At 48.8% G+C, this 5,857-nt stretch carries 6 protein-coding genes; 4 read left to right on the top strand and 2 right to left on the bottom strand.

What is annotated here, in order from left to right:
- Window positions 1-137: 137 nt before the first annotated feature.
- Window positions 138-836: a Crp/Fnr family transcriptional regulator gene (locus tag NC981_RS25530; protein WP_348245596.1), complete on the bottom strand. Its 699-nt coding sequence runs from the start codon at window positions 834-836 to the stop codon at window positions 138-140.
- A 282-nt stretch (window positions 837-1,118) separates the two neighbouring features.
- Entirely contained in the window at window positions 1,119-1,598 is a 480-nt protein-coding gene (locus tag NC981_RS25525) for a transposase (RefSeq protein WP_348245595.1), read from the bottom strand.
- Between the two features lie 389 nt (window positions 1,599-1,987).
- On the opposite strand from NC981_RS25525, the gene NC981_RS25520 reads away from it, so the two are divergent.
- The 4 genes from NC981_RS25520 to NC981_RS25505 all read left to right on the top strand — a co-directional run bounded on the left by NC981_RS25520 (window position 1,988) and on the right by NC981_RS25505 (window position 5,803).
- Window positions 1,988-2,428, top strand: a complete 441-nt coding sequence (locus NC981_RS25520) for a globin family protein (protein WP_348245594.1) — start codon at window positions 1,988-1,990, stop codon at window positions 2,426-2,428.
- A gap of 481 nt (window positions 2,429-2,909) precedes the next feature.
- Window positions 2,910-3,416, top strand: coding sequence for a DUF6653 family protein (locus NC981_RS25515; protein ID WP_348245593.1), 507 nt, complete (start codon window positions 2,910-2,912; stop codon window positions 3,414-3,416).
- Window positions 3,417-3,490: 74 nt separating this feature from the next.
- A complete protein-coding gene (locus NC981_RS25510) occupies window positions 3,491-5,449 on the top strand; it encodes an FAD-dependent monooxygenase (protein WP_348245592.1) in 1,959 nt (652 codons plus the stop codon).
- A 42-nt stretch (window positions 5,450-5,491) separates the two neighbouring features.
- A complete protein-coding gene (locus NC981_RS25505) occupies window positions 5,492-5,803 on the top strand; it encodes an NAD(P)H-binding protein (RefSeq protein ID WP_348245591.1) in 312 nt (103 codons plus the stop codon).
- Window positions 5,804-5,857 lie beyond the last annotated feature (54 nt).

Raw genomic sequence — 5,857 nt, 5'->3', positions numbered from 1 at the left:
GGCATCGCAAACCCTGCGATCTGTTTTTCAAAGGCGGGAAGGGCTTCGCGGATTGCCGCGATCGCGTACTCTGGCAAGCTCGATCCCAAATCTCCTAAATGCACACCCGGCGCATAGGAGGGCATCTGGCATGTCAACTATAAGTCAGCGGAACCATGAGCCATCTGATTGAGAGCTGCTCCGTCGATTACCGTGATTTTTCCGCCTCGACGATAAGACACCACTCCCTGAAGCTGTTTGAACAGTCGAACACATTCTTCGTAGGTAATGCCAATTCTCCGTGCAATGTGATAGTGAGACTGTAATTCAACATCGGCTCCAGGCCGATCGAGATCGATATGCTGCTCGATCGCGGTCGTCTGAATCAATCGAGCAAGACGAACGATTGCCCGTTCAGACACTAATCCATGGACGATGTCGTGCAGTTGTTGCAGTCGTTGATTGAACACTGCCATCATCTGGAGTGCAATTTCTGGATTCGCCTGAATTGCCTTGAGTAACGCCTCTCGCTTGACGGTCAGCACCTGCACTGAGTCTTCTGCAATGACTGTTGCGGGTGCAATCTGATTCCCAAATAGGGCTGGAGCCGCAAAAATGTCTCCTGTATTCAAGGTGCGAAGAATCGTTTCCTTCCCGGTTGTCGCTGTTTTCACCACGCGCAGCCTTCCATCAACGAGGGCATACAATGCCGCAGGGAGTGGATCACCTTCCTGCGTGATGGTTTCGCCCGCTTGATACTGCTGCATCGTTGCATCGGGTTGCAGTTGAGCAATCTGTTCCGGCAGGAGATTCTCAAATATGGAGACGCGGGTGAGCTGCTCGATCGTGGCTTTCATGTTTGCCTTTCGTAAGGACGCAAACTTTAACCTAGCCTATTTGATTAAAAACTATTCAGACTAAATTTGATCACAAGACGAATGAACGTGAGTTTCCAACAAAGGCGGGCCTATGGGAAGGGCGAAAGAAACAAATTTGTTTCCTAGAAGTTCGACGAAATTTCCTGCTTCGGTTTGAGCGGTCGAAAACTTCTGTCAAATTCACGTCGAATTAGCGCCCCCTTTTGCTCGATTTTTGGTTTGGGGTGTTGTGAGTATCAAGCATAGAGATAATGCTCGGCACTAAGGAAACACATTTTTTGGTTCGGGTGCGTGTCCGAGATAGATATAAGCAGCAGCTCGAAGCACAATTTGAGAATAGAGAATTTTCTGAATCTCTAAATTGGGCGCGCGTGAGGCAGCCGCTTTGTAAGCTTTAATTTCTCCTTCTAAGCTCCAATCGGCGCCAGTGATGTAATGGTCGTAGTCGTGCATGACAAGAAACGCAAAGCCATAAAACGGATTCGGATAGATGGAAACGTCATAGCTTTCCTCTGCCGAAACCCAAAGATGACCTTGTTCAATATCCGCAAACACTTCATCTGCGTTTTCATAGCGGAGATAATCGGAGAACTGAGGATTGACTGGAGTTTGACGAAACTGCTGCATTAACCAGTCACATAGTTCTTGTTGGATTTCTGGGAAAATTTTAGCGGGCTTTCCCTCTAAGTAAAGTTTGGCAAGCTTTTCGAGTTTGGAAACGGGTTGAGTTTTGAGCAGCATAAGTTCAATCTTCTTCGCTTCTACTTCGATTTTGACAAACGATTGCGATCGTCAATATGAGGTACCTCAGTTCTGAAATGCGTCTGCTTCATCTCCAAGAGACAAAGGCAGAGCGATCGACAATCTATGTCGCCTCGCTGCTTCTGATACCCCTTCCTTACCCGGCCCCTTTGAGTCTGCAAGCGTTGTGCTGTGGTGGTTGAAGGGTTGCAGCCAGTAGGAGGAATATTGCAGCGAACCTGGAGTTAGCTAGACCTAGGGCATAGCAGCGTCTTTGTAAGATTTGAATTCAATCCGCTGAAATTTCTACACTGTCTCTATGAGCTACCTCATAGATTAATTCATCTGAGTTTGACAAACTATGAACAGTTAACTACAGGAAATGCTGTATGTCTTTAAGTGTTGAATTGTTAGAGTCCAGCTTTGCACAGATTAGAGAACAGGAACTTGATTTCACGACTCACTTCTACACAAATCTATTTACAGACTATCCAGAGATCAAGCCACTTTTTGCAAACACTCATATGGAAGAACAAGCAAAGAAGCTCTTCAAATCGCTTGTTTTAGTCGTAGCCAGTCTCCGCAACCCCGATGCTTTGACGAAGGCACTTGAAGGTTTAGGAACTCGTCATATTCAGTATGGAGTGTTGCCGGAACATTACCCAGTGGTAGGTAGTACATTATTGAAAACGCTTTCCTCTTGCCTAGGAAGCGCATGGACACCTAACACTGAGCAGGCCTGGAGTGAAGCTTACGCAGTCGTGACCGAACTTATGTTGAAGGGGGCAAAATATCCAACCGAAATTCTGGTTCCTAGATACAAAAATTAGAAGCCTCTGAAACGAAGACAAAAAGCATTGCCATGCAGGTAGGACTGATTCATAACTGGGACTCACTAAACATCTGAGGGCATTGTCAAGTTAACCGTGTATGTTCAAAATTAAGCATGCTATTCCTTGAACATTCAGCCTTGCTCAATTCTACGCAGCAACTTTTGCGCCGCAGTTGATTGGCGAATTGCTGTCCGAATTTCTGGCATCATTCTCGAATCGATTCGAGCGCCAACGCGGCATCGAGGTGGCTTCACCACGCCCTAGGCGACCAGCATCATTTTCTCGATGTCTCGCTAGCTGAGTGGGAAAGTGTAGTAAAGCCAAACACAATCACTGATGATTTCGCTAGGGAAGCGATGACGGAAATATATGAACAGGAAGTTGCGAACTCAGTTAAACCAGTACGATTATTCTGCATCCGGGTTAAGCTGACAATACCGTTAGAAGAGAATCTTCGACTTTGAGGAGGACACTAGCAATGACTTTAGAACGCAAGATTGCCAACACATTTCACATGGATGAGGAAACTTGGACACGTCATGCCAATCCCTGGAGTTTTTGGACTCGCTTCACTGTCCTGCCGATTCTGATTCTGGCAGTCTGGAGCCGTACCTGGCTGGGCTGGTGGTCGTTGGCCCCTATCGCGATCGCCCTGCTCTGGACGTGGATCAATCCCCGTATCTTTGCGAAACCTCAATCCACTAATCATTGGGCCTCTAAAGGGGTATTGGGCGAACGAGTCTGGTTGAATCGAGATACGGTTCCGGTTCCTTCACACCATCAGCAGATTCCCAACGTTCTGAATTTGGTTTCAACCGTTGGTATGGCATTTGTGATTTGGGGATTGGTTGCACTGGATAACTGTTTCGCTCTGCTAGGGTGTGCCCTTGTTTACTTAAGTAAGTTGTGGTTTATTGACCGAATGGTGTGGTTGTATGAGGATATGAGGCATACCCATCCCCAGTATCAAAGCTGGCTTTACTAACCAGTTACGGCTTTCAGGATCGAAGTTTGGTAGAGAATTCAAAATCTCAAGCACCTTCAGATTGAGAGGCTACTATGAACACAGCATTGCAAAGTCAAACGGATGTGTTAATTGTGGGTGCTGGTCCAACCGGACTCACCCTTGCCTGTGAACTACTTCGACGCGGGGTAAGTTGTCGCATCATTGATAAAGCTCCGGCACCTGCAATAACCTCCCGTGCATTAGGAATCCAGCCGCGCACCCTGGAACTGTTCGATACGATGGGCCTCATTAACCAAGTATTATCTACCGGAGGTCCTGTCTTTGATGCCAACTTCTATCACGGCGATCGCTTGCTCCTGGCGCTCAGCACGGCAGGGATGCAGAAGCTAGATACACCCTACCCCCAGATTTGGATTACACCGCAGGTTAACGTCGAACGAGTGCTCACCACGCGGCTGCATCAGTTGGGGGGGGCCGTTGAACAGGCCTGTGAACTAGTGGACTTCCGTGATACTGGCTCTCAAGTGAGCGTTACAATCAATCACCACGATGGTGACGGAAGCAAAACCGAGGAAATTTGGGCGGGCTGGCTCGTTGGCTGTGATGGCGCCCATAGCCAGGTGCGGAAAGCCCTGGGGGTTAAATTTGAAGGCAGCACCTATGAGGAAAAGTTTCTCCTGGCAGATGTAGAACTGGATTGGCAGCGAGAGCACGATCGATCGCATACCTGGTTCCCGGCAGAGGGCATGTTTAGCATCATTCCCTTGCCCAATAGTCAACTGTGGCGTACCTTCGCTGTGGTGGAAGAAGAAACGGTACCATCTTTGTCGCTAGAGTTATTCCAGCAACTTTTTCGGGAACGTACTGGCGACACCCAGACAACCCTCAGCAATCCAACCTGGCTGTCAAACTTCACCATCAACCGCCGCATGGTCGATCACTATCGAATTGGACGGGTATTCTTGGCTGGTGATGCTGCCCACATTCACAGTCCCTTCGGCGGGCAGGGGATGAACACCGGAATTCAGGATGCCTACAATCTTGCCTGGAAATTGGCACTTGTGATTACGGGTCAGTCTCCTGAGCACCTGCTGAATACCTATCAAGAAGAGCGCTTACCCATCGCCAAACGGGTACTCGCTCAGACAGACACGAACACGAAAGTCCTGGTTTCCAATCATCCCATGATGCAATTCTTGCGTGAGCGTGTCCTGGCCTTAGATTCAGTCCAGGGCTATTTAACTCGACGGGGATCACAACTCTTCATCCATTACCGCACATCATCCCTCTCTCGCTCCTACTGGGGAAGTCAGGAGTTCAGCCTAAGGAACTGGCTCACTTGGCAACTGGGACCTCAAGCCGGCGATCGAGCCCCAAACGGAACGTGTATTCGGGCGGCATCTCACGAGGAAATCAGCCTATTCGAGGAGTTTCGCGGGACGCACTTCAGTCTGTTGTTGTTCGCGGGACTGAACTATTCAGAAGCAGAACGCACAAACCTTGTGAAAATAGCGCATCAAATAGAAGCGTTACTTGGAAACAGGGTGAAAACTCACATCATTGTCAGTACTGATAAAACACCGCAGAAACTGGATTGGAACGGTTCGGTGTTGCAGGATGAGTCAGGCACGCTGCACAAGAAGTATAGCGCTAGCGGAGCGTCACTCTATCTGATTCGTCCAGATGGCTACATCGGCTTCCGAAGTCAGCCTGTAACAGCAGAGTCATTACTGGAATACCTCAGCCGTCTCTTCTTGCTCGACGGCAGGCGCTCTTACCAGGAAACTCAGAAAAACACGAATAGGACGTGGGAGATGATCAAGCGGGAATTGCCGGTCATGTTTTCCAAAACGCGATCGCCAATCCCCTTAAGAATCACGAAGTGGATCGTAATCCTGGCTGTGGCACTACAGCTTTACGGCACACAGTGGTTCTGGTTCTGGATCTTCGGTCTTCTACTGGCGGGTTTGGCGACGCACCTCCTATACCGGCAGAAGACCCAGGGCTGGAAGAGACCGTGGGGTGGATGGAAAGACGTGGAAGCTAGCTAAATTCAAAGTACGGTATTGATTTCCGAGTGGGAGGAAGATCTCATGAAATCAAACGAATTGCATGTCGTCATTGGAGCCAGTGGTGGAACGGGGAGTGCGATCGTGCGAGAACTGGTTGCACAAGGAAAGCGGGTTCGTGGCGTGAATCGCAGCGGTCATGCCAATTTTCCCCTCAATATTGAACTGCTCGAAGCCGACGCAACGAATCAAGCTCAGATGCGTGAAGTCTGCCAGGGAGCAACGGTAGTCTATAACTGCGTCAATCCACCGTTTACTCAATGGAGGGAACTATTTCGGTTGTGTCGCAAAGACTTTAAAGTAACAAACGAATCGGTCTCATTCGTATTGCTTTAAGCCCTCGCTCCAAAGAGTTCGCTGATAAACTGTGCTTGAGATACAATATCCCCT

This window comes from Leptolyngbya sp. DQ-M1 (genome assembly GCF_039962505.1).
Classification (GTDB): Bacteria; Cyanobacteriota; Cyanobacteriia; order Leptolyngbyales; family Leptolyngbyaceae; genus Leptolyngbya.
This window is presented reverse-complemented; position numbering and strand designations above follow the sequence as displayed.